Genomic DNA, 21,441 nt, shown 5'->3' with positions numbered 1-21,441 from the left:
CACCCGCGTTGTGCTGGTGCCGCCACCCCTGTTGCAGTCGCGCTGCCGCGGGACCGCTTTTGTTGCCGGGCCGACCAGCCGCGCCGAGCCCGCCACCGCCTGCCCGCCTGCCGAGCCTTCGATGCGTCGCGGTGCGTCTCGCTCAGGTCCCGCCTTGTGCCGCCGGCCGGTCCGCGTTCACCTTGCCGATCTCCGGCGTAACCGGGTCGATGAAGTGGCGAGATGAAACCCGGCAATCGGTGATCGCCGATCTCCCGGCGCCGATATGTAGGGAAGGCGTGGTTTGTCGCGCGGCGGGCTGCGTCGACCGGGGCCGAGACCCGCCCTTTTCAGAGGAAAAGGGCTCTCCGGAGCTCGGGAGGCCCCTTGTTCGCTGAAGAAGGGGTCATCGGCCTGGGCTCAAGCCCACTTCCGCCAGTCCTGCCTGACCCGCTGGGCCACGGAGGCCCCTTCTTCAGGGAAGAAGGGGTCACCGCACGGGCGAAGAAACTTGCGGGGGAGCGGCAACCTAACGCCGGGCCGAGGCCACTAGAAGGACGTACGACGTCGATCCGAAATAGCCGGTTCGAGATCGTGCGCCGGTCCAGGGCACTTCAGCCCGGTCCTGGACCGGCGTGCCGACGTGGCGGGAGGCCATGGCTTGGCACGCGGTAGTCATTGCCGAGGGCGAAGTATCGAACTTACTGTCGTCGATAGGTGCCTGGTCGCATCTGTTGACACCGGGACGGCAACTCGACGTCGATCCGCCTGGATGTCCCCCACCGAGATCCTGGCCGTGAGCCGCGCCGAAAGGCTTGGTCCCGCATGTCCGAATTCTGCCTGCGTGCCGCCGCCGTGACTGGCTTCCTGCTGCTGAACACGATGGTGCCGGCCGCGATGGTGCCGGCCGGGACGGTGCCGGCCGCGACGGTGCTGAACACGATGGTGCTGAACACGATGGTGCCGGCGGCGAGGGCGACAACCACGACGGCGCCCACTCTGGCCGGCCGGCTGGCTGCGGTCCGGGTGGCGAAGACGATCAACTACTACCCGTCGAATGCCGGCTGGACCGCGATGTGGACCGGCTTCGATCCGGTCCGCATCGACGCCGATCTGGGCAAGGCGGCCGCGCTCGGGGCGGACGACGTGCGAGTCATCGTGTTCCCGCAGACGTTCGGTTACCCGACGCCGACCGCGGCGTACGCGGCGAAGCTGGACCAGTTCGTCGGGATCGCCGCGGCCCACGGGCTGTCCGTCAAGTTGACGTTGTTCGACTGGTGGAACGGCTACTCCGACGTGCACAACAGTGTGCTCTGGGCGTTGAGTCTGCTGTCGCCGTACGTCGATGATCCGCGGGTGATCGCCGTCGAGCTGAAGAACGAGATCCAGCCCGGGGACGCCGCCGCGATCGCCTGGGCCCGGCAGCTGATTCCGGCGATCCGCGCCACCGCGCCGGCCATGCCGTTGACCCTGACTGTGGACGGCGGCAGCGGCGCGGCCGGCATGACGAGTCTGAAGGCGCAGCTCGGCACGACGCCGCTGGACTACTACGACTTCCACTTCTACGGGGCGTCGGAGCGGTCGCTCGCCGAGATCCGCCGGGCGCAGGCGGCCGTGGCTCCCGACCCGATGATCGTCGGGGAGACCGGGCTGAGCACCCAGTCGAGCACCGACGGCGAACAGGCGGCGTTCCTCGCCCGGGTCTACCGGGCGGCCCTGGAAGCCGGCGTCGGCTCGGTGGCACCGTGGACGTTCAACGATTTCGCTCCGGGTGCGATCCCGTCGAACTCGTCGGTGTCGACCCAGCCCGCGCAGTACAGGTTCGGGCTGCACCGCACCGACGGGACGGCGAAGCTCGGCGCCTCGGTGGTGGCGGGCGCCTGGGCGAACGTGCCGATCTCGAACAGCGTGCTCAACCTCGGCTTCGAGGCTGCCGCGGCCGACTCGCCGTGGCGGCAGTACCTGCCGCAGGCCGGGGCCGCCGGCATCGTCGGTGACACCGCCCGCACCGGCACCCGGTCGGCCCGCTTCACCGGCACCACCCGCAGCGGAAGCAATCTGCCCTCGCTGCTCACCGCGCCGATCACGCCGGTTCAGGCCGGGAACGCGTGGCATGCCGAGGCGTACGCCAAGGGGCTGGCCGCCACCGGGGTCACCGAACTGGCGCTGAGCTGGTTCGACCTCAGCGGCGCCTGGCTCGGCCAGAACACCTCCAACCGCCTGCCGGCCGGCGACTCGGCCTGGACGAAACTGTCGGTGGACGCGGTCGCACCGGCCGGCGCGGCGAGTGTTCAGGTGCACCTCAAGTCGGGCGACAACACCGGCACCGTGTGGTTCGACGACGTGGCGATGAACTGACTAACCGCGGAAGAAGTCGTCGGGCAGGGCCCGCACCTCGGTCGCGGCCTGTTCCAGGTTGGCCGCGACCGGTGCCAGGGCGACGGCGGCCGGGTCACCGGCGTCGGCCATCCGGCGCAGCACGGCGGCCTGCCTGGTGGCGCGGGCGACGAGCACGTCCTTGAACGCGCGCCGGTCACCTTCGTAGCCGTACGCGTCGAGCAGCAGACGCAGGCGGCGCGAGCGGTCGCCGGGGTTGCCGAATCCCAGGTGCGCGGCGGCGCCGGACGGATAGAGCGGCACCCAGGACAGTGCCGTGAAGGCCAGGTCGACCTCGCGCGTCGACGGGCCGGCGGTGTCCCAGTCGAAGAAGCCGGCCAGCCGCGCACCGTCCATGACGGCGTTGTAGGGCGCGGCGTCCTGGTGGCCGACGATCAGGCCGGGCCGCATCTCGCCGCCGGCGAACCAGCACTCACCCGGCGGCGGCCGGAAGTCGGCGGTCAGGTCGTGCAGGCCGCGCAGCCACTGCCCGACCTGGGTCAGCGTGCCGTCGTCGAAGGCCCAGGCCGGCCACGGCACGCGGCCCCCGACCACGTCGCCGGGCAGGTAGGTCAGCATCTCGCGGCCCTCGCCGTCGAAGCCGAGGGCCCGGGGGGCACCGTCGAACCCGGCCTGCTCGAGATGCCGCAGCAGGGCATGCACGGTGGGTGTCCACGGCGAGGCCCGTTTGTGGACCACGTCGTCGATCCGGACCGCGCCTGTGGTGTTGCCGCCGGGTAGCACCGCTCCTTCATACCGGGCCACCCCGGCCGGACGACACCGAATTAAAGGCGTAGCGCCCCCGGTGCCGTGGCGGGGACCGCCGGGTGGCGGGGCGGGACGGCGGCGACCGGGCGGTAGGCCGAGCCGGGGGCCGGGCGCGGGTCCTCGTCGCCCGCGTTCGGCCACTTCGACACGGCCCGCTCGGCCAGCGCGGTGATCGTCAGGGACGGGTTGACGCCCAGGTTGGCGGCCACCGCCGAGCCGTCGATCACGTGCAGGCCGGGATGCCCGTACACCCGGTGGTAGGGATCTATGACCCCGTGCGCCGGATCTTCACCGATCGCGCAACCACCGATGAAGTGGCCGGTGACCGGGCGGCCGACGAGTTCGGTGACCGCGCCCAGCGGAACCCCGTCGATCTTCTCGGCCACCCGCCGGGCCACGTCGTGCGCCGCCGGCACCCACTGCGGGTTGGGCTGCCCGACGCCGGGCCGGCTGCGTAGCCGGCCGCGCTTGCGGAAAAGGGTGATCGAGTTGTCGAGCGGCTGCATGCCGAGGAGCACGATGGTCTGCTGCGACCAGCGGCGCGGCGAGGCGAGCAGGCGCAGGTCCTTGCGGTCCTTGACGAGCCGGCGGAGGCCGGCGAGCAGGCGCGACCGGCCGCCGGTGTCGTCGATGAGCACCGTGGAGAGCAGGGCGAGCAGGTTGCTGCCCGGTCCGTAGCGCACCGGCTCGATGTGGGTGGCCGGATCGGGGTGGATCGACGAGGTGATCGCGACGCCGCGGCTGTAGTCGGCGTCGCGCCGCCGGGTGCGCGCCCCCAGGATGGACTCGGAGTTGGTCCGCGACAGCTCACCGAGCCGCGGCGAGAGGTCCGGCAGCCGGCCGCGGTCGCGCAGCCGGTGCAGCAACCGCTGGGTGCCGACGGCACCGGCGGCGAAAACGACCTGCCCGGCGGTCAACTCACCCTTGGCGATCCCGCCGGTCTTGCGGGTACGCACGGAGAAGCCCCCACCGGACCGCGAAAACACATCGGTGACCGTGGTGAGCGGCTTGACCACGGCACCGGCTTGCTCGGCGAGGTAGAGGTAGTTCTTGACCAGGGTGTTCTTGGCCCCGACGCGGCACCCGGTCATGCAGGCCCCGCAGAGCGTGCACGAGCGCCGTTGCGGGCCGGCACCCCCGAAGAACGGATCGGGCACGGTCCCCTTGCCCTCGAACAACACTCCCACCGGCGTACGCCGATAGGTGTGCTCGACGCCGAGGTCCTGGGCCACCGAGCGCAACGCCCGGTCGGAAGCCGTCTCGACCGGGTTCTCGGTCACCCCCAGCATGCGTTTGGCCTGGTCGTAGGCGGGGGCGAGCTCGGCCTTCCAGTCGGTGATCGCGGCCCACTGGGGATCGGCGAAGAACGCGTCGGGCGGCTCGTAGAGCGTGTTGGCGTAGCCGAGGGAACCGCCGCCGACCCCCGCACCGGACATGATCATGGCGTGCCGCAGCAGGGTCAGGCGCAGGATGCCGTAGCAGCCGAGCGCCGGCGCGAACACATACCGCCGCAGACGCCACGACGTCTCGGCGAACTCGTCGTCGGTGAAGCGGCGGCCCGCCTCCAGCACCGCGACCCGGTAACCCTTCTCGGTCAGCCGGAGCGCGCTCACGCTTCCCCCGAAACCCGACCCGATGATCACGACGTCAAAATCGTGCGGCATGGCGTACGGTGACATCGTTGTTGGCATGATGTCAATAAGCGGAGCGTGGCCGTGCATCATCACCGTCAGGGAAGTGGCAGTCCGATCGTGCTGATCCACGGCATCGGCAGCCGCTGGCAGGTGTGGAAACCGGTGCTCGACGCCCTCGCCGAACGGCACGAGGTGATCGCGCCGGACCTGCCCGGCTTCGGCGGCACCCGGTGGGACGGCGTACCCGGATCGGTGCCGCACCTGGCCGACCGGGTCGAGGCGTTCCTGGACTCGGCCGCAATCACCCACCCCGTCCTCGGTGGATCCTCCCTGGGCGGTGGCGTCGCCCTCGAACTGGCCCGCCGTGGCCGGGCCCGCTCGGTCGTCGCGTTCTCCCCGGTCGGCTTCGCCGGTCCGGCCGGCGCGGTCTGGAGCCGAGCCGTCGTGGGCAGCGCCCGAACCGGCGGCGCCGCCGTCAAGCCGCTACTGCCCCGCCTCCTCGCCACCCGAGCCGGCCGGGTAGCCCTGTGCGGCGTCTTCTTCGGCCATCCCGGCGCCCTGCCCCCCGCCGAATGCCTGGCCGACGCCCACGCCCTGCTCGCCGCCCCCGGCTTCCCCGCCGCCCGCCGCCACCTGGGCCGATGGCGCCTGCCCACCCCGGTCCCCGACGTCCCGATCACCATCGCGTGGGGCACCCGCGACCTGGTCCTGCCCTATGTCCAGGCCGCCCGCGCCCGCACCCTGCTTCCCGGCGCGCGCCACGTTCGCCTCCCCGGTTGCGGCCACCTCCCGTTCGCCGACGACCCCCAGACGTGCATCCGCCTCCTGCTCGAAGCCCGGCCTGCGGGCGCTGCCGGATCGTAGAGTCCGTCCGACTTTCTCGGAAAGGATCCGGGAGATCAGCGGTCGGTGACGACTATGCCGAGGACGTGGGCGAGGGACGGGGCGATCTCGGCCAGCTGCTGGGAGCCGATCGTGGCGCCGCGCAGGGACTCCCAGCCCTGGGCCACGTCGAGTTCGCGGGCGCCGCGGAAGTCCAGCTTCTTCGGGGTGGCCTTGGTGAAGCGTGCGCGGCGCAGGGCTGAGCCCGGGAAGGTGACGTTGATCAGGGTGGCGTCGGTGAAGTCGACCTCGGTGAGGTCGCAGTCGCGGAACTCGACGTCCTGCAGTTTGGCGCCGCGCAGGTTGAGGCTGTCGAGTTTGCAGCTTCGCAGCTGCACCCGGCGCCAGTAGCCGCGGTAGGCCTGGACGCCGGCCATGGCGCTGTCCTGGAGGTGGACGCCGAGCAGCTGGGAATCCGACCAGTCGCCGCCGATCCAGCGGCAGCGGGAGATCCACACGTCGTCCAGGCGTACGTGATCGAAGGTGCCGCCGGTGAAGGTCAGGCCGGTCATCGCGCTCTCCGCGAAGCGCGAGCCGGGCGCCCGGGTCTCGTCGAACTCGGCCCCGTCGAGGTGGACCTCGTGGTGGTCGCCGTCGTAGCCCAGCTCGCCGTCGAACGGCCGCAGGTGTCGGGCGTAGGGGAGCGACTCGAGGTCCGGCATGGTGTTCCTCTCCGGCCGGGGTGCGCACCTTGGCCGAACGCAGAGGCTACCCGGGTCGGCTTCAGGACAGTCGCCGAACGCTATTGGCACACTGCCAACAGGCTGCTACTTTCGGGCCCAACAATCCGCTGATGAGGGGACGCCGATGAGCCAACCCCGCGCCACCATTGCGCCCGAATTTATCAGTTTCGATCTGGTGATCGCGGCCCTGAGGGCCGACGCCGCGACGGCGGAGACGGTCGCACCGCTCGATCTGTTCCTGCCCCGCGGCCCCCGGGCCGAGCACGGCGAGGGTGAGGACGGCGGCGGCAGTCATTCGCCGCCGGCCGAGGACGGCCCGGCGGACGGCGGCCCGGCGGAGACCGGCACCGGCGAGGACGGCGGCGGCAGCCACACACCACCCTCGAAGGACGGTGGCGCAAAGGACCGGGGCACCGGTGAGGACGGCGGTGGCAGCCACTCGCCGCCGGCGGACCGGGCCGCGGCCGTACGCCGATCGGGTGGAAGCCCCACCTAGATGAGCCGGGTCGTGATCATCGGCGCCGGTTTCGGCGGGATCGCGGCGGCCGTCGAGCTCCTGAGGCGAGGGCTCGACGACGTCGTCCTGCTGGAGAAGGGGGATCGGGTCGGCGGCGTGTGGCGGGACAACTCCTACCCGGGGTGCGCCTGCGACGTGCCGGCACCGCTCTACTCGTACTCGTTCGCCCCGAATCCGGGCTGGTCGCGGCGGTTTCCGCGGCACGAGGAGATCCTGGCCTACGCCCGTGACGTCGCCGACCGGTTCGGGGTGACCGAGCGGGTGCGCTTCGGCACCGAGGTCGCCGAGGCGCGCTGGGACGGCCGGTGGCACCTCACCACGACCGGCGGCGAGCTGATCGAGGCCGACATCCTGATCCCGGCGGTCGGGCAGCTCAGCCGCCCGGCCACGCCGGCTCTTCCCGGCGCGGACCGGTTCGCCGGCCGGGCGGTGCACACGGCGCGATGGGATCCGGGCGTCGAGGTCGAGGGCAAGCGGGTAGCGGTCGTCGGCACCGGCGCCAGCGCGATCCAGTTGGTCCCGGCGATCGCCGGCCGGGCCGCGCACGTCACCGTCTTCCAGCGGAGCGCGCCGTGGACCCTGCCCAAACCCGACAGGCGTTACGGCCGCGCGCGGACCACCGCGTACCGGAAGATGCCGCACCTGATGCGCCTGGCGCGCGCCGGCACCTGGGGGATGACGATCGTCACCGGTCTCGCCATCACCGGCAACCGGCCCGCCGGGGCGTTCCTGCGTGGCGTCTCCGGCCTGCAGCGCCGCTGGCAGGTGCGCGATCGGGCGCTGCGGGCGCGGGTGACCCCGGACGAGCCGATGGGGTGCAAGCGGGTGCTGTACACCAGCAGCTGGCTGCCGGCGCTCGCCCGGGCGGACGTCTCGCTGGTCACCGAGAAGATCGTCGAGGTGGTCCCGGAGGGCGTCCGGACGGCGGACGGCGCGGTGCATGGTTGCGATCTGCTGGTGTACGCGACCGGGTTCGCCGCCACGGAGTTCCTGGCCCCCATCCGGATCACGGGGCGTGACGGCCACACCCTTGACGATGAGTGGCGGGACGGGGCGTACGCGTACCTCGGAGTGACCGTGCCGGGGTTTCCCAACCTGTTCATGATCTACGGTCCGAACACGAATACCGGCAGCACCTCGGTGCTCTACTTCCACGAGGCCCAAGCGCGTTACGTCGCTCGATTGGTGGCCCTGGTCGACAAGAAACGGGCCCCGATCGAGGTACGCCGTGAGCGCGCGGCCACCTACGACGGTGAGATGCAGCGCCGTCTCGCGAGCAGTGTGTGGACGGGTTGCCAGAGTTGGTACCGGACAGCAGCCGGGCGGATTGTCACGAACTGGCCGGGTATGGCCGGAGAATATCGTCGGCGTACATCACACCTCTATGACGGCGATTACACGGCCATAACGGTCCGAAACGAAACGACTCGATGACTGCTAGCGTGGCGATATGTCGCATCTGCGCCGGGGGCTGGCGTTCCTGATGCTGCTGACGGGTGGACTGTCCACAGTCGCCTGTCAGAGCAAAGAGAAAGTCGACCCATGGCTGACCGTCCAGCTGGTCGACAACAGAATGGTGCTGTCCATAGGCGGCCAGTGCGGGGCGCAGAGCTTTCTGCGCCGGCTCGAGGTCGCCGACACCGTTGTTCCCAACCCGTCCGGGTCCGGGTCGGGCCGTCACATCCTGTGGTCGGTCCGCCAACTCGAACCCACGACCGCAACACCCACCGTCACTGTCGGCCAGGTGCCCACCGGGTTCGAGGAGATCACCCCGATGGGGTCGCTCACCTGGCCGATCTCGCTCGACGTGTGGACCAATTTCCGGTACGGCGTGCACATCCCCCAGGGTGACCTGGCCGGCGGGGCGCCCAAGAAATACGCTCCCCAGCCGATCTGGAACGAGAAGGCCGAGGTCCACCCGCCGAACTGCTGAGCTGCGGCTCCGCCCTGCCCGGGTCGAAGTGCCGGGGCAGGGCGGGCGGCAGCGCTCCCGGCCACCTCGTCGGGTCGATGCGGCCGGGTGCCGCTATGCCGGGGTAAGCCGGTAACGGACCCCCGGACGGGCCTCGAAGGTTACTCGATCATCCTGGTGCCGGGCCTGGACCGTACCGTCCGAACCCGCCTCCACCAGGCGGAAGCCGGACACCAACGCGGCCGACCGCACGCCGACCCGGCCGCCCTGCCCGGCCGTCACCGCGATCTCCCGCGCCGCCCCGGCCGACCAGGCGATGTCGACCGTCAGATCGCCGCGCGCCCGCAGACCCGTCACCGCACCCGCCGGCCAGACCGCCGGCAGTGCCGGCAGCACGTGCACCTCGCCGCCGTGCGACTGGAGCAGCATCTCGACGATGCCGGCCGTGGCGCCCAGATTGCCGTCGATCTGGAACGGCGGATGAGTGTCCCAGAGATTGGCGAGCGTACTGTTCCGCAATTGCTCGCTCAGCATCAGATGCGCGTGGTCCCCGTCGAGCAGGCGCGCCCAGAAATTGATTTTCCAGGCCTTGCTCCAGCCGGTGCCGCCGTCGCCGCGCGCCCGCAGGGTCGTCTTCGCCGCGTGCGAGAGTGCGGGCGTCGTGAACGGGGTGATCTGCCGGCCCGGATGCAGGGCGAACAGATGCGAGACGTGCCGGTGCTCGTCGGTCGGGTCGTCCCAGTCACCTTTCCATTCCTGCAATTGTCCCCACGACCCGATCCGGGTGCCGGGGTCCAGCCGGTCCCGCGCGGCGCTCACCTCGGTGGCGTCGTCCCCGACGATCGCGGCCGCCTCCAGAACATTCGTGAAGAGGTCGTGCACGATCTGCTGCGACATCGCGGCGCCGGCCGTGAAATCGCCGTGCTCGGGGGAGTAGCTCGGCGAGACGACAAGCGTGCCGTCGGGCCCGGCGACCAGTTCGGCCAGCCAGAACCGGGCCACCTCCCGCATGGCCGGATAGGCGCGTTCGGCCAGGAACCGCCGGTCCAGCGTGAACCGGTAATGGTCGTAGAGATGGTGCACCAGCCAGGCCGCCGCCTCCGGGAACCAGAACGAGGTCGCCCAGTCGTGCACCCCGGTGAAACCGAACGGATTCGTCTCGCTGTGCACCACCCAGCCCGGCCCGCCGAACATTTCCTTCGCGGTGACGGCCCCCGGTTGCCGGAGCGATTCGACGAACGCGTGCAGGGGCTGAGCGGTCTCGCCGAGGTTGGCCGGGCCGGCCGGCCAGTAGTTCATCTGGACATTGATGTTCGCGTGGTAATCGGCACTCCACGGCGCCTGTTCGGACTCGTTCCAGAGGCCCTGCAGATTCGCCGGCAACGGATCGCCGGCCCGGCTGGAGGCGATGAGCAGATAGCGGCCGTACTGGAAGAACAACGCCTCGAGCGCCCGGTCGGCCGGCGTGCCCGCACCCCGGTAGGCCGCCAGCTGCCGGTCGGTCGACAGATCCGGGGCGGCTTGGCCGAGGTCCAGGTGAACCCGGTCGAAAAGGGCGCGGTGGTCACGCTTGTGCGTTTCCCGCAATTGCTCGTACGGGATTCCGGCGGCGGCGCTCAGATCGGGTGCCGGGGCCGGTCCACGGTATTCGGGATAGCGGTCGCTGTAATCGGTGGCGGCCGCGATCAGGATCGTCGCGCTGTCCGCCTCGGTGACGGTCACCGAGCCGTCGGCGTTGTCGGCCCGGCGGCCACCCTCGACGGCGATGTGGACCAGTGCCGCGAACCGGAGACCGTTGTCGGCGAGTGCCCCGGCCACGGTGATCCGCCCCTCGCGTACCGTTCGCGTCGTTTTCCGGCCGCCCGCCGTCGTTTTCCGGCCGCCCGGCATTTCGAGGGCCGCGTCTTGGTCGCCCGGCATTTGAAGTGCTGCGTCTTGGTCGCCGGGCATTTCGAGGGCCGCGGTGAAGCTGATCCGGCCGGTGTGGTCGGCGGTGAGGTGGACGGCGATCACCCGGTGCGGATGGCTGACGAAATGTTCGCGGCGATACCGGACCCCGGCCGCCGTGTATTCGACCGTGGCGACGGCATCGGCGATGTCGAGTTCCCGCCGGTAGTTCTCGACCCGCTCCGGGGCCGGCATGGTGAGCACCAGGTCACCGAAACTCTGATAGCTGCCGTAACCGACCCGGTTCTGCCCGAGTGCCGTCGCCACCTCGTCCGGCCCGACCCGTTCCCGCTCGTTGATCCGCCGCCGGATGTCGGCGATCGCCTCGGGCCGGGCCGCCCGCCAATTGCCGGAGTCGTAACCCTGCCGCGAGCCGGGTCCACCGGTCCACAGCGTCTTCTCGTTGAACTGGATCGATTCCCGGCCGATCCGCCCGAAGACCATCGCCCCGAGCGAACCGTTGCCGATCGGCAAGGCCTGACTTTCCCAGTCGTCGGCCGGCGCGTCATACCAGAGCGTTCCCACTAGCCCTCCGTCGGCGATCGACACGGATCAATGACGAGGGAGAGGTTATCCTGTCGTCCGCGACCCCGAACGCGGCGACAAGCGCACCGTGACGCCGTCCGCGCCGATCCACCCGCCGACCGTCGCCACCCGCCGGGCCATCGCGAGGAAAGCGGGGCCGAACAGGACGCCGACGATCCGGGCGACGGCCGAGTGCGGGTCGGCAACCCGCCGGTCGGCGTGGGGTCAGCCGCGATCGTGCAGGCGGCCGGGATCCTCCGACGGGGCCGGCTCACCGCGGTGCACGATCTTGGTGCGCGGGCCGGAGCGGGCGGCGGCGCGCCGGGGCGGGCGGGTCCGCTGGTCGGGGAAGACGAAACGCTTGAAGGCCCACAGACGGAAGACCATCGCGATCAGCGTGCCCACGATCATGCCGCTGACGAAGTCGGCGATCTCCTGGACGGGCCGGGTCACGTCGGGGACACGCAGGTCGAGGGCATAGCGGGAGACCCACAGCGGGAGCACGTTGAGGCCGATCCCGATCGCGCTGACCGCGAAGAACAGGGCCGCCTCATGGTGGCGTTCGCGGCCACCGCGGGCCCGGAAAGACCACTCCCGGTTCAGCACGTAGGACAGGATGGTGGCCAGGACCGTGGCGAAGGCCAGCGCCGTCACCGGCTTCTCGTGCAGGATCGTCAGCTTCAGGGCGTAGTTGACGACCGCGGTGGCCAGGAAGCAGACGCCACCCACCAACAGGAACTTCGCCGCCTCGTGATGCCTGCTCCAGATCCGGCTCACCATCTGCATCCGGCTCGACATCTGCGCGAGTCTAGTCAGCGGGGCAAGCCGGTGCGCTGACGGCCGGATGAGAACCTCGTGTGAATCGCCACCCGAGGGCGGGCCAGGCCACGGCGGACGGGGCGAGGACGGCGTCGCCCGGGGCCGGGACCGCACCCGCCGCCGCCCGCGCCGGCGCGAGCGTCAACCGGCCGGAGACGGGGCCGGCAGGGGGCGAACAGCACCCGGCCGACCACGTGATCATCAGGTTACCTTCGGGTAACAGCAAACGGTGCGTCGTCGATGGCGTCAACGGGGCCGGTCGACCGTTACCGTGTGGAATCACCCGGGATCGCTTTCAGGAGCATCGATGACCACGAGCCGCCGCTCCGTCGACGACCGTCGTCGCGCGCTGCTCACCCGGCCGCCGCAGGGCAGCGACGGCGTCGAGCTCCTGCGGACCGATCTGGAGCGGCTGCTGCTCGGCGATCCGGAGGCGCCCGCGGACGTGGTCGCGGGGGCGACCGCCGCCGCGATCGGGGCGGCCCGCAACCGGGGCTGGGTGGAACTCCCGGCCAAGCACTTCCCGGCCGAGGGCGTGCCGATACCCCCGGTGACCTGGCTTTCCGCGTACGGAATCTGTCGCCGGGCCGGTGCCCGGGCCGCCCTCACCGCGCTCAGCCACCCGCCGGTCGTCGGCCTTTTCGGACATGAGGCGTGGATCGCGGTGGCGCACGCGCTGATCGCCCCGGGCCCGGAGACGGTCGGCGCGGCGCGGGCGGCGCTGCGCACGGCCGAGGTGGCCACGGTGGCCGAGCCGCTGCTGGACGTCATCGCCGCCACGCTGCGTGGTGACGAGGAGGCCACCGACGTGCTGCCGCTGCTCGCGGCAGCCGTGCTGACGCCCGGCCAGGCGCCGGACGTCGCCGCCTTACCCCCTGTTCCGGTACGGGGTGAGCACCCGCCCGTCCGTTACCGCTACCCGCCGGCGAGGTCGCATCGCGTCGAGGAACCGACCTGGTTCCTCGACCTCGAGGGCTTCCCGCGGGCCGGCCGCGACCACACTGCGCACCTGCTGGTGGCTCGCGGTGGGCCCGGTCTGCCGGAAGCCGTCCTCGACGTCATCGCGCCGCCGGACCCGGCTGCCCGCTTGCCCGATCCGCGGTCGGCCGGCGCCGGCCTGCCGGAACTGTTGGACACCGGCGAGTTGGTGCTGGTGGCCGACCTGTTCGCGGAGCGGGCGGCGACCGTCGAGGATCAGCGGGCGGCGCGGGCCTGGCTCGCCGAGGCGGCCGACTGCCTGGCCGCGGCGCGCGCCCGCGGTGAGTTCCGGTTCGGCAGCGAGCGGGGGACGCACGCGTTCCGGGCCGACCCGGCGCGTTTCACGCCTGAGGCGATGGCCGTCGTGGAGAGCGGCTGGCGGCAGATCCTGGCCGACTGGGATCCGGCCGGCCCGTCGTCCGCGGTCCTGCGGCTGCGTCTGGAACCGCTGTTACGCGCGATCGCCAGCGACGGCACCGGTGTGGCGCTACGTGACGTGCGCCCGCGGGACGACGACTATGCCAAGGCGTTCCTGCCCCAGTGCCGGGAACGGGCCCGCGTGCACTACGAACGACTGTGGTCCGGGCCGATCGATTTCCGTCATCCGCCGCCCGGTTTCCGGGTCGAGGTGCGGGTCGCCGCGGCCGGCGACGGTGCGTCGCTGACCCCCGGCCGGATGTGGGCGACGTGGCGTTACATCGTGCCCGGCCAGACCGCGGGCCTGTCCTTCGACGGTCTGGTGTGGTGCGACGACCACTGGGCCTGGTTTCCCCGGCCGCACCGGCTCTGAGGTGGACTCCGCCGGCCGCCGGGGCCGGTCAGGACCGTGGGGGAGCGGTGCTCGCGCGCGTGATCAGCGTCGTCGGCACCAGTTCGGTGCCGGGCTCGCCGCCCTGGTCGCGGATCTGCGCCAGCAGGCCCTGCACGCAGCGCCGCCCGACCTCGGCGAAGTCCTGGTGGATCGTGGTCAGCGGGGGCAGGTAGGAGGCGGCGTCCTCCAGGTCGTCGAAGCCGATCACGCTGACGTCGTCGGGAACCCGGCGGCCGTTCTCCTGCAGGGCGCGCAGCACGCCGAGCGCCATCTGGTCGTTGGAGACGAAGACCGCGGTGCATTCCGGGACGGCGGCCAGGCGGCGGCCCGCGCGGTAGCCGGACTCCGCCGACCAGTCGCCGCGCAGCAGGTCGGGCACCGGGCGCCCGGCCGCGGTCAGGACCGAGCGCCACGCCTTCTCGCGCCGCTCGCTGGCGAACGACTCGGCCGGGCCGGTCACGTGCCAGACCGTGGGGTGGCCCAGGTCGAGCAGGGCGCGGACGGCCTGCCGGGCGCCGTCGGCCTGGTCGGTGTCGACGACCGGGTAGCGGGTGCCGGCGTCGGAGTCGACGACCACGACCGGCACCCCGACCGGCAGGGTCAGGTTGGCGGTGTCGAGCAGGTGCACTTCCATGATCACGATGATGCCGTCGACGGCGAGCTCGCCGAGCCGGGTGAACGCGCCGAGCACGCCGTCCTGGGTCGGGTGCGCGACCGGGATCAGGGTGATCGCGTAGCCCTCGCGAGCCGCGTGCGACGCGATCGCCTCGACGGTGCGGCTGTTGCCGGTGGTGGCCAGGGTGAAGACGATGACGCCGAGGGTGCGGAACTCGCCGCGCTTGAGGGCCCGGGCGGCGCTGTTGGGCCGGTAGCCGAGCTCTTTCATGGCGGCGAGCACCTGCTGGCGGGTGGCTTCGACGACGCCGGGGTGGCCCGTGCTCACCCGGGAGACGGTCTGTGACGACACGCCGGCCAGCCGGGCGACGTCGGCCATCGAGACTCCGCGGCGTCGTTGTGCGGCCGCGGCGGCCGGGTCCCTTGACGATCTTTGCACGCGGTGAAACTATCACCTCGATGTTTACGTAAACATCACATTCGAAGCAGGCCCGAAACATGGCCTGGTCGGCGGTATGTTTGCGCAAACATCCCGACAGGATGAGGTCCCATGACAGCACCACCGATCGCGGCGCCCACAGATGTGCGCCGGCGCCGCCGCCCCTCGTTCCGGGGATGGCAGTTCGTCGGGCCGTTCATGCTCGTGTTCGCGCTCGTCTTCCTCGCGCCGATCGCGTACTCGATCTACCTGAGCCTGTACCGCAACCGGCTCGTCGGTGGTAACTCGTTCGTCGGGCTGGACAACTACCAGCAGGTCCTCGACGACCCGAACTTCTGGTCGTCGGTCGGCCGGGTCTCGCTGTTCCTGATCGTCCAGGTCCCGATCATGCTGTTCCTGGCGCTGCTGATCGCTCTCGCGATCGACAGCGGCCGGCTCTACGGCGCCGGGTTCTTCCGGGTCACGGTCTTCCTGCCGTACGCCGTGCCGGCCGTCGTCGCCGCCCTGATGTGGGGCTTCATCTACGGCTCCCAGTTCGGCCTGATCGGCAGCATCAACGACGCCCTCAACGTCACCCTGCCCGACCCGCTGAAGCCCAGTCTGATCCTTGCCTCCATCGGCAACATCGTGACCTGGGAGTTCGTCGGCTACAACATGCTGATCTTCTACTCCGCGCTCAAGGTCGTGCCGAAGTCGCTCTACGAGTCGGCCGAGATCGACGGTGCCGGGCAGTACCGGACGATCTGGTCGATCAAGCTCCCCGCGATCCGGGGTGCCCTGGTCATCGCCACGATCTTCTCGATCATCGGCAGCTTCCAGCTGTTCAACGAGCCGGCCATCCTGCGCGCCTCGGCGCCGAACGCGATCACCACCTACTTCACGCCGAACTTCTACGCGTACTCGCTGACCTTCTCCGGGCAGCAGTTCAACTACTCCGCGGCGGTGGCAGTCGTGATGGCCGTGATCACGATGATCGTCGCCTACGTGGTCCAGCTCCGCGGAACGAGGGACCTCTGATGACCACGACCACGGTGCCCGGCTCCACCCGTACCCCCTCGACGTCGGCCGAGAGCCGGCCGGCCAAGCGCAAGCGGCGCGGCAGTGTCACCCTGACGGCGCTCACCGCACTGATGGCGATCTATGCGCTGGTGCCGCTGGCCTGGCTGGTGTTCAACTCGACGAAGACCCAGGAGGGGCTGTTCAGCTCGTTCGGGCTCTGGTTCGACGACGGACATTTCGCGCTGTGGGACAACATCAGGACCACCTTCACGTACGACGGCGGGATCTTCAGCCGCTGGCTGGGAAACACCCTGCTGTACGTCGTCGTCGGGGCCGGTGGCGCGACCTTCCTCGCCGTCCTCGGTGGCTACGGGCTGGCCAAGTTCCAGTTCTTCGGCAAGAAGGCCGTGTTCGCGATCGTGATCGGCGCCGTGGCCGTGCCGCCGACCGCACTGGCCGTGCCGACCTTCCTGATGTTCAGCAAGATGGGCCTCACCAACACCCCGTGGGCCGTGATCATCCCGTCCCTGATCTCGCCGTTCGGCCTGTACCTGATGTGGACGTTCGCCGCGCAGGCCATCCCGACCGAGATGCTCGAGGCCGCCCGGGTCGACGGCGCGAGCGAGTTCCGCACGCTGTTCCGGATCAGCCTCCCGCTGCTCGCGCCGGGCATCGTCACCACTCTGCTGTTCACGATGGTCTCGACCATGAACAACTACTTCCTCCCGTTGATCATGCTCAAGGACCCCGACTGGTACCCGCTCACCGTCGGCCTCAACGCCTGGAACGCCCAGGCCGCCACCGCGGGCGGCGAGGCCGTCTTCAACCTCGTCATCACCGGCTCACTCATCACCATCACGCTGCTGCTCGCCGTGTTCCTGCTGCTGCAGCGGTACTGGCAGTCCGGCCTGGCAGCCGGCTCCGTCAAGGAATAGCCCTCCCGAAAGGACCATTAATGTCCAGATTCCGCACAGTCGCGGCCGTCGCCTCAGCGGCCGCACTGGCTCTGTCGATGGCCGCCTGCGGCTCGTCCGACTCGTCGTCGGACTCCGCCTCGTCCGGCGGCGGCAAGGCAGTCTCCGACGCCGACGTGACGGCGGCCCTCGAGAAGGGCGGCAACCTGACCGTCTGGGCCTGGGAACCGACCCTCAAGCAGGTCGTCGCGAAGTTCCAGGAGAAGTACCCGAAGGTCAAGGTCGACCTGGTCAACGCCGGCACCGGCGACAAGCAGTACACCGCCCTGCAGAACGCGATCGCGGCCGGCAAGGGTGTCCCCGACATCGGCCAGATCGAGTACTACGCGCTGCCGCAGTTCGCCCTCGGCAAATCGCTGACCAGCCTCGGCACGTTCGGCGCCGACGGCATCAAGGCCGACTTCGCGCCCGGACCGTGGAACTCGGTGAACAACGGCGGCCAGGTCTACGGCCTGCCGATGGACTCCGGCCCGATGGCGCTGTACTACAACAAAGAGGTCTTCGACAAATACAAGATCGCGGTGCCGACCACCTGGGACGAGTACCTCGACGCGGCCCGCAAGCTGCACGCGGCCGACCCCAAGGCGTACATCACCAACGACACCGGCGACGCCGGCTTCGTGACCAGCATGATCTGGCAGGCCGGCGGCAAGCCGTACGCCGTCGACGGCACCAACGTCACGATCAACTTCTCGGACGAGGGCACCCAGAAGTTCGAGAAGGTCTGGCAGACGCTGATCACCGAGAAGCTCGTCGCGCCGGTCTCGTCGTGGAGCGACCAGTGGTTCCAGGGCATCGCCAGCGGCTCGATCGCGTCCCTCGCGACCGGCGCCTGGATGCCGGCGAACTTCGTCTCCAGCGCGCCCGGCGGTGCCGGCAAGTGGCGTGCCGCCGCGCTCCCGCAGTGGACCGCCGGTGCGAACGCCAGCGCCGAGAACGGTGGCTCCTCGCTCGCCCTGATGGACAAGGGCACCGCCGACAAGGCGCTGGCCTACGGCTTCCTGAAGTACGCGACCGACGGTGACGGTGTGCAGACCCGCGTCGACAACGGCGCCTTCCCGGCCACCACCGCGCAGCTGTCCGACGCCAAATGGCTCGCCACCGAGTTCCCCTACTTCGGCGGTCAGAAGGCCAACGAGATCTTCGCGAAGTCGTCGCAGAACGTCCTCACCGGCTGGTCGTACCTGCCGTTCCAGGTCTACTCGAACAGCATCTTCAACGACACCGTCGGCAAGGCGTACGTCTCCGGCACCACGCTGGCCGACGGCCTCAAGGCCTGGCAGGACCAGTCCGCGAAGTACGGCACCGAGCAGGGCTTCACCGTCAAGTGACACCCGGGGGCCCGCGGTTTTCGTCGCGGGCCCCGTCTTTCTTCCTGGCTAGGAGTTCGTGTGAGTTCCCCTCGATGGCTGCGTCGCGACGGTGCCCCCCGCTTGGAGTTCGGCGCCGACTACAACCCTGACCAGTGGCCACGTGATGTGTGGGACTCCGACGTCCGGCACATGCGCGAGGCCGGCGTCACCATCGTCTCGCTGGCGATCTTCTCGTGGGCCAAGCTCGAACCGGCCGACGGCGAGTTCGACTTCGCCTGGCTCGACGACGCCATGGATCTCCTGCACGCCAACGGGATCCTGGTCGACCTGGCCACCGCGACCGCGTCCCCGCCGCCCTGGCTGACCGCCGCCCACCCGTCGATCCTCCCGGTCGACCGGCTCGGGCACACCATCTGGCCGGGTGGTCGCCAGCAGTGGCGGCCGACCTCGCCGATCTTCCGCCGCTACGCGCTGCGGCTGGTCTCCGTCCTCGCGGAGCGTTACCGGGACCACCCCGCGCTCGCGGCCTGGCACGTCTCGAACGAGCTCGGCTGCCACAACATCTACGACTACTCCGACGACGCGGCCGCGGCCTTCCGCGGATGGTTGCGCGACCGCTACGTCACCCTGGACGAGCTCAACGACGCCTGGGGGACCGCGTTCTGGGCGCAGCGCTACACCGACTGGGCCGAGATCATCCCGCCGCGCCTCGCCGCCACCCACCCGAACCCGGGCCAGCAACTCGACTTCAAGCGGTTCTCCTCGGACGCGCTGAAGCAGTACCTGGTGGAGGAACGCACGATCCTGCGCGCCGCCACCCCCGACGTCCCCATCACCACGAACTTCATGGTGATGGGCGAGACGAAGGGCATGGACTACGCCGACTGGGCGAGCGAGGTCGACTTCGTCTCCAACGACCACTACCGCCAGCCCGGCCCGCAGTCGCTCGACGAACTCTCCTTCTCGGCCAACCTGACCGGCAACATCGCCGGCGGCCGGCCCTGGTTCCTGATGGAGCATTCGACGAGCGCCGTGAACTGGCAGCCCATCAACGTGCCGAAGAAGCCGGGCGAGCTGGCCCGTGATTCCCTGCTGCACGTGGCCCACGGCGCCGACGCGGTCTGCTTCTTCCAGTGGCGCCAGTCCCGGGCGGGTGCCGAGAAGTACCACTCGGCGATGCTGCCCCACGCCGGCACCGACAGCGACCTGTTCCGCGCCGTCAAGTCGCTCGGCGACCGCCTGACGTCGTTGTCCTCGCTCGCCGGCACCCCGCGCACCCGCGCCCGCGCCGCCATCGTCTTCGACTGGCCGTCCTGGTGGGCGTCCGAACTCGACTCGCACCCCACCGACCGCCTGCGCTACCGGCAGGAGGCCCTGGACTGGTACACCGCCTTCCTCGACCTGGGTGTCCGCGCCGACGTGGTGCCGCTCTCGGCCCCGCTCGAGGACTACGACGTGGTGGTCGCCCCGATCCTGCACGTCGTTCCCGCCGACCTGGCCAAACGACTGGACGCCTACGTGTCGGCCGGCGGCCACCTCGTCACGACCTACTTCTCCGGCATCGTCGACGAACACGACCACGTGTGGCTCGGCGGCTACCCGGGCGCCCTGCGTGACCTGCTCGGCATCCGCATCGAGGAGTTCGCCCCGCTGCTGGACGACGAGAGCGCCGCCCTCTCGAACGGCACGGTCGGCACCGTGTGGACCGACCGGATCGACCTGACCGACGAGTCGACCGAGGTGCTGGCCTCCTACGACTCAGGCGAGATGAGCGGCCGCCCGGCCGTGACCCGACGCCCCGTGGGCAACGGCTCAGCCGCCTACGTCTCGACCCGCCTCGGCGCCACCGGCCTCACCCCCGTCCTGTCGACCTTGCTGGACCGCGCGAACCTGCACAGCGACCTCCCGGTCGCGTTGCGGGGCCAGGTCGAGGTGGCCCAGCGAGGCGACTTCCGTTTCGTCGTGAACCGCACCGACAACCCGCTCGACATCACCGAGCTGGGTGCCCCCGAGCCCACTCTCGCCGCCAGGGGAGTGGCGGTGTTCCGCGCCTGACCTGCCAGTCGCCCGCCGAGCGACCCGGTGACGACCTTCCAGACGTCACCGGGTCGTTGCACATCCACCCCACACCGCCTCTCGGCTGCGCCTCGACGTTCCCCCGCGGCCCCTCGTTTCATCCTGCTCGGCTCTATGGGGTCCGTTTCGGCCTGTGGCTTTCGCATTGCCCTCAGCGGAGCTGTGCGTGTCGCGGCACGTGCGGCTTTCTCTTCGTCGATGCAGGCCCTTCCGACGCGGGTCTCACCGGTGCGCCGTCGCGGGGCATCCCGAGGCGGCCGCGTGTTGCCACCATCAGCACCGCGGCGGCCAGACCGGCGCTGATCGTGAGAGCGTGCAGCGAGTCGCGGAACAGGTCCAGCTGCGGAAAGATCTGCGGCCATACCAGCGAGAAGACAGTGTTGACGCCGGCGTGCAGCAGCATGACCAGTGGCAGGCTTTCCCCGGTCCGGTTGAACACCCAGGTGAGCACGATGCTCAGCACCGTCGAACCGGCCAGGAACTCGACCGGCATCACCCAGTCGACGTGGGGCCAGCCCGCCCATTCGGTGAAGAACAGCGGCAGATGCCAGGCGCCCCACAGCGGACCCAGGATCAGCGAGGCCCGGAGCGGCCCGAATCTGATCTGCAGGCGCGGCTGGGCGAAATCGCGCCACCCGGGCTCCTCCGCCACCCCGGTCGTGAGGACCTGAAGGGCGAGTATCGGCAGGTAGAGCAGCAGGATCGTCGGCGACGGCAGGTGCGCGCCGGCCCAGGCGCGGGGCAGCGCGAACGTGGCGGCGATGGCCGCGGCCGGCACCCCGAGGAGCACGAGGGCATACCACCGGAGGCTCACTCGCCACCGAACCAGTCGCCGCACCCACCTGGTCAGTCCCGGTCGCCCGGCGGCGAGCGCGGTCACCACGAGCGCCGACGTGACCGGTCCGAGATAGGCACCGGGCAACACGCCGAGCAGCTGGGTGCTGCCGAACAGTCGCGGCGGGTGCCACGGCAGGATGCCGAGGCCCGACGTGGACAGGACGAACGGGAGCCAAGCGAGCCACGTCAGGCCGAAGGTCAGGATGAAGTAGGCGAGCAGGGGGCGGCGGGCGATGAATCCTCGCGGGCTGGTCATGGAGCGAGAAGACCATGCGGTGTCCGCCGCGGGCACTACGTCCAGGCGCCGCTTGAAGGTATGCCTAGCACTACCTCAAACGTATGCCTAGACGGCTGGGC

17 protein-coding genes are annotated in these 21,441 nt (G+C 70.5%); 10 read left to right on the top strand and 7 right to left on the bottom strand.

The window, feature by feature from the left end:
* Positions 1–804 precede the first annotated feature (804 nt).
* Positions 805–2,337: a cellulase family glycosylhydrolase gene (locus tag Afe05nite_RS34080; protein WP_203821401.1), complete on the top strand. Its 1,533-nt coding sequence runs from the start codon at positions 805–807 to the stop codon at positions 2,335–2,337.
* Here the strand turns inward: Afe05nite_RS34080 and Afe05nite_RS34075 are convergent, their stop codons facing one another.
* Complete coding sequence (locus Afe05nite_RS34075) at positions 2,338–3,099, bottom strand: phosphotransferase (protein ID WP_203821400.1); 762 nt, start codon at positions 3,097–3,099, stop codon at positions 2,338–2,340. It lies immediately after the preceding gene.
* A gap of 41 nt (positions 3,100–3,140) precedes the next feature.
* Positions 3,141–4,787 (bottom strand): GMC oxidoreductase, encoded by a 1,647-nt coding sequence (locus tag Afe05nite_RS34070; protein WP_203821399.1) that lies wholly within the window; start codon positions 4,785–4,787, stop codon positions 3,141–3,143.
* Between the two features lie 51 nt (positions 4,788–4,838).
* Here Afe05nite_RS34070 and Afe05nite_RS34065 point away from each other — a divergent pair, with 51 nt between their 5' ends.
* The gene (locus Afe05nite_RS34065) at positions 4,839–5,621 is read left to right on the top strand and encodes an alpha/beta fold hydrolase (RefSeq protein WP_203821398.1); all 783 of its coding nucleotides are present in this window, start codon (positions 4,839–4,841) and stop codon (positions 5,619–5,621) included.
* Positions 5,622–5,656: 35 nt separating this feature from the next.
* Here the strand turns inward: Afe05nite_RS34065 and Afe05nite_RS34060 are convergent, their stop codons facing one another.
* Positions 5,657–6,301 carry a pentapeptide repeat-containing protein gene (locus tag Afe05nite_RS34060; protein WP_203821397.1) on the bottom strand — a complete coding sequence of 215 codons (645 nt, stop codon included), beginning with the start codon at positions 6,299–6,301 and terminating at the stop codon, positions 5,657–5,659.
* A 145-nt stretch (positions 6,302–6,446) separates the two neighbouring features.
* On the opposite strand from Afe05nite_RS34060, the gene Afe05nite_RS34055 reads away from it, so the two are divergent.
* The 3 genes from Afe05nite_RS34055 to Afe05nite_RS34045 are packed head-to-tail and all read left to right on the top strand — an operon-like array spanning position 6,447 to position 8,772.
* Positions 6,447–6,818, top strand: a complete 372-nt coding sequence (locus Afe05nite_RS34055) for a hypothetical protein (RefSeq protein ID WP_203821396.1) — start codon at positions 6,447–6,449, stop codon at positions 6,816–6,818.
* Entirely contained in the window at positions 6,819–8,273 is a 1,455-nt protein-coding gene (locus Afe05nite_RS34050) for a flavin-containing monooxygenase (RefSeq protein WP_203821395.1), read from the top strand.
* 16 nt (positions 8,274–8,289) lie between these two features.
* Positions 8,290–8,772 (top strand): hypothetical protein, encoded by a 483-nt coding sequence (locus Afe05nite_RS34045; protein WP_203821394.1) that lies wholly within the window; start codon positions 8,290–8,292, stop codon positions 8,770–8,772.
* A 93-nt stretch (positions 8,773–8,865) separates the two neighbouring features.
* Here Afe05nite_RS34045 and Afe05nite_RS34040 read toward each other — a convergent pair whose 3' ends face one another.
* Together Afe05nite_RS34040 and Afe05nite_RS34035 are read right to left on the bottom strand one after the other, a co-directional pair.
* Positions 8,866–11,223: a glycoside hydrolase family 95 protein gene (locus Afe05nite_RS34040; RefSeq protein WP_239118402.1), complete on the bottom strand. Its 2,358-nt coding sequence runs from the start codon at positions 11,221–11,223 to the stop codon at positions 8,866–8,868.
* A gap of 225 nt (positions 11,224–11,448) precedes the next feature.
* Positions 11,449–12,021, bottom strand: a complete 573-nt coding sequence (locus tag Afe05nite_RS34035) for a GtrA family protein (protein ID WP_203821392.1) — start codon at positions 12,019–12,021, stop codon at positions 11,449–11,451.
* A gap of 328 nt (positions 12,022–12,349) precedes the next feature.
* On the opposite strand from Afe05nite_RS34035, the gene Afe05nite_RS34030 reads away from it, so the two are divergent.
* Entirely contained in the window at positions 12,350–13,810 is a 1,461-nt protein-coding gene (locus Afe05nite_RS34030; protein ID WP_203821391.1) for a hypothetical protein, read from the top strand.
* Between the two features lie 28 nt (positions 13,811–13,838).
* Here the strand turns inward: Afe05nite_RS34030 and Afe05nite_RS34025 are convergent, their stop codons facing one another.
* Positions 13,839–14,825 (bottom strand): LacI family DNA-binding transcriptional regulator, encoded by a 987-nt coding sequence (locus Afe05nite_RS34025; RefSeq protein ID WP_203821390.1) that lies wholly within the window; start codon positions 14,823–14,825, stop codon positions 13,839–13,841.
* Positions 14,826–14,996: 171 nt separating this feature from the next.
* Here Afe05nite_RS34025 and Afe05nite_RS34020 point away from each other — a divergent pair, with 171 nt between their 5' ends.
* The 4 genes from Afe05nite_RS34020 to Afe05nite_RS34005 are packed head-to-tail and all read left to right on the top strand — an operon-like array spanning position 14,997 to position 20,226.
* Positions 14,997–15,902: a carbohydrate ABC transporter permease gene (locus Afe05nite_RS34020; RefSeq protein ID WP_203821389.1), complete on the top strand. Its 906-nt coding sequence runs from the start codon at positions 14,997–14,999 to the stop codon at positions 15,900–15,902.
* Positions 15,902–16,819: a carbohydrate ABC transporter permease gene (locus Afe05nite_RS34015; protein WP_203821388.1), complete on the top strand. Its 918-nt coding sequence runs from the start codon at positions 15,902–15,904 to the stop codon at positions 16,817–16,819. Before Afe05nite_RS34020 ends, Afe05nite_RS34015 begins: the two co-directional genes overlap by 1 nt.
* Positions 16,820–16,839: 20 nt before the next feature.
* Positions 16,840–18,189: an ABC transporter substrate-binding protein gene (locus Afe05nite_RS34010; RefSeq protein WP_203821387.1), complete on the top strand. Its 1,350-nt coding sequence runs from the start codon at positions 16,840–16,842 to the stop codon at positions 18,187–18,189.
* Positions 18,190–18,249: 60 nt separating this feature from the next.
* Positions 18,250–20,226, top strand: a complete 1,977-nt coding sequence (locus Afe05nite_RS34005; protein WP_203821386.1) for a beta-galactosidase — start codon at positions 18,250–18,252, stop codon at positions 20,224–20,226.
* 172 nt (positions 20,227–20,398) lie between these two features.
* Here Afe05nite_RS34005 and Afe05nite_RS34000 read toward each other — a convergent pair whose 3' ends face one another.
* Complete coding sequence (locus Afe05nite_RS34000; RefSeq protein WP_239118401.1) at positions 20,399–21,340, bottom strand: CPBP family intramembrane glutamic endopeptidase; 942 nt, start codon at positions 21,338–21,340, stop codon at positions 20,399–20,401.
* Between the last annotated feature and the right edge of the window lie 101 nt (positions 21,341–21,441).

Origin of the sequence: Paractinoplanes ferrugineus (genome assembly GCF_016862195.1) — a bacterium.
GTDB lineage: Bacteria > Actinomycetota > Actinomycetes > Mycobacteriales > Micromonosporaceae > Actinoplanes > Actinoplanes ferrugineus.
This window is presented reverse-complemented; position numbering and strand designations above follow the sequence as displayed.